This window comes from uncultured Campylobacter sp. (assembly GCF_938045535.1).
Classification (GTDB): Bacteria; Campylobacterota; Campylobacteria; order Campylobacterales; family Campylobacteraceae; genus Campylobacter_B.
The window spans coordinates 1-2,655 of sequence record NZ_CALIMQ010000108.1; the positions used below are offsets into that span (position 1 = coordinate 1).

Annotated in this window: 3 protein-coding genes; 2 read left to right on the forward strand and 1 reads right to left on the reverse strand. The window is 47.6% G+C overall.

Annotated features, from left to right (window positions below):
* Positions 1–643 (reverse strand): alanine--tRNA ligase-related protein (locus tag Q0095_RS03505; RefSeq protein WP_297881394.1); only part of this gene is annotated, 643 nt, incomplete at its 3' end.
* A 122-nt stretch (positions 644–765) separates the two neighbouring features.
* On the opposite strand from Q0095_RS03505, the gene Q0095_RS03510 reads away from it, so the two are divergent.
* Positions 766–1,638, forward strand: coding sequence for a Gfo/Idh/MocA family oxidoreductase (locus Q0095_RS03510; protein ID WP_297881396.1), 873 nt, complete (start codon positions 766–768; stop codon positions 1,636–1,638).
* A partial coding sequence (hemH, locus tag Q0095_RS03515; protein WP_297881398.1) for a ferrochelatase occupies positions 1,635–2,655 on the forward strand: 1,021 nt, incomplete at its 3' end. The genes Q0095_RS03510 and hemH, both read left to right, overlap by 4 nt.

The following is a 2,655-nucleotide window of genomic DNA, read 5'->3' on the forward strand; positions in this document are numbered from 1 at the left end:
GAAGCGGGCTAAGCTTGCCGTCTTTGCTGCGCTCGTACTGCATGAAAACTAAATTCCAAATCTCTAAAAAGCGGTCGCCGTCGCCGCCCATATAATCCTCGGGCGAGTGAAAATGCTCCTCACCCTGATCGTAAAAAATTTCGCTGCACGGTCCGCACGGTCCGGTATCACCCATCGCCCAAAAGTTATCGTGATCGCCGAAGCGATATATGCGCTCCCGCGCTATGTGACGCGCCCAGAGCTCAAACGCTTCGTCATCTTTTTCATGCACGGTAACGTAGAGTTTGTCTTTAGGAAGCTTTAAAATTTCAGTGATAAACTCCCACGCATAGGCGATCGCCTGCTCTTTGAAATACTCGCCGAAGCTAAAATTTCCAAGCATCTCAAAAAACGTATGATGGCGCACGGTGTAGCCGACGTTGTCTAGGTCGTTGTGCTTGCCGCCGGCGCGGATGCAGGTCTGACAGCTCGTGCGGATAGGCGGCGTCGGACGCGGTACGGCTCCTGTAAATATGCTTTTAAACGGCACCATGCCCGCGTTTGTAAACAGCAAGCTATCATCATCTGGCACCAGCGGCGCACTAGGGATGATCTGATGGCCCTTGCTTGCAAAGAAATTTAAATATTCGCTTCTAATATCCATGATTTGTCCTGATTTCAAGTTAAATTTTAAAGGCGCATTTTAGCTAAATTAGATTTTAAAAATTATAAATTTTAACCATTCTTAGTTATAATGGCGCGAAAGATTAAATTTAGGGCATAGCGATGAAAAAAAAGATAGCGATCATAGGCATGGGCGAGCTTGGTCAAAAGCACTTCAGCGAGCTAAGAAGGAGCGATTATTTCGAGCTTGTAGCGCTTTATCATAAGGGCAGCAGTGAAAATTTCGGCCCGCGCTATCCAATCTTTGATAATCTAACCGATCTTTTTAACGTCGCCAAGCCCGACGCCGTAGTCATCACAGCTCCCCCGCCATCGCATAAAGAGCTGATTTTAAAATGCCTTCCATTTACCAAAAATATCTTTGTAGAATCTCCGCTCGCACAAAGCCTAGCCGAAGCTAGAGAGATAAACTACGCAGTCACTACTAACGGCACGCGCCTAGCCGTAGGCTACTCCGACCGCTACAATCCTGTCATCGTATCCTTGCTACGCGAGCTAGCCAAGGGGGATAAAATTTTTTCGATGAGCTTTGTAAGCGGTTTTGCAAACGATGATAGAGCAGATATCGTCGCCAATGCCCTTTTTAGAGATATCGATCTTGTGCGGCTGCTTTCTCACAGCGAGATCGCCTGCATAGAACTTAGCAAAAATATCTCTAAAGAGCGCACTCTAGCCGCATGCGCGACGCTTCACACAAAAAGCGGTTGCTATTGCACGCTAATGCAGTCCAATCTCTATCCGATCAGACGCCACGGTATTGAGATTTGCACCGACAGCGGCGTATATTTCGGCGATCTAATCTCAATAACTCTTTTTAAAATTACGCCTGACGGGCGCGTGAATCTGCGCGTCGATCGCGATGACTTTTCACTACGGCGTGAACACGAAGCGTTTTGCGAGATGTGCGACAGCAGTACTAATGCAGGTCTTGCAAGCGTAGAGGATGCGATAAAAATCAGAGAAATCATCTCATGAAAAAAGCCCTAATTTTACTCAACATGGGCGGTCCGAACAATCTGAGCGAGGTTGAAGTTTTTTTAAAAAATATGTTTAACGACCCCTTTATTCTGGGGATTAAGAGCGATTTTTGGCGCAGCGTTTTAGCCGTACTCATCGTAAAAAGCAGAACCGCATCGGCGCGCAGCAACTACGAAAAACTGGGCGGGCGCTCGCCAATATGCTCCATCACCGAAGCACTTTGCGAGCGGGTAAATGAACTAGCGCGAGCAAAATTCGGCGCGGGGTTAAAATTTGAAGGCGCGGCTGATGCAGGTGCCGCGAATGAGCCGCTGCAAGACATTTCATTGCAAAGCAAGCCGCCGCAAGACGCCCTGACGCAGGGCGAGGCGCCGCAAAACGAGGCGCCGCAGGATGAAAAACCGATAGACGAGCTAATTTGCGATTATGCGATGAATTACACGCCGCCATTTGCGGAGGATGTGTTTAAAAAATACGCGGATTTTGATGAGATAATTTTGATGCCTTTGTATCCGCACTTCTCGAAAACTACGGTGCAATCGAGTCTGTGCTCTGCCGAGGCGGCGCTTAAACGGCTCGGTATAAAAAATTATAGAATCATCGACATATTCTACGACAACGCCGTTTACAACGAAATTTTACTAAATTTAATCACGGGATGCGTCGCAAAATTTAGCGCGGATGAAATTTCGCAAATTTCGCTCATATTTTCTGCGCATTCTCTGCCGGTAAAAATGATCGCCGCGGGCGATCCTTACGAGGCGCAGGTAGAAGCACACGTGGAAATTTTAAAAGATCTGCTGGCTGCGCGCGGGATTAAATTTAAAGAGATCATTTTGGCGTATCAATCGCGCCTTGGTCCCGTAAAGTGGCTAGAGCCCAATATCGCGGACGTTTTGCGGGATCTGCAGAGCAAAAAAGCGCTCATATTTCCGATCGCATTTTGCGTGGATAACTCCGAGACCGATTTTGAGCTGGATATTTTTTATCGAGCTCGGGCGTGCGAGCTGAGTT

Bases quoted from the DNA above. Each gene is read 5' to 3' on its own strand.
- Q0095_RS03510 (WP_297881396.1), top strand. From the start codon at position 766: ATGAAAAAAAAGATAGCGATCATAGGCATGGGCGAGCTTGGTCAAAAG.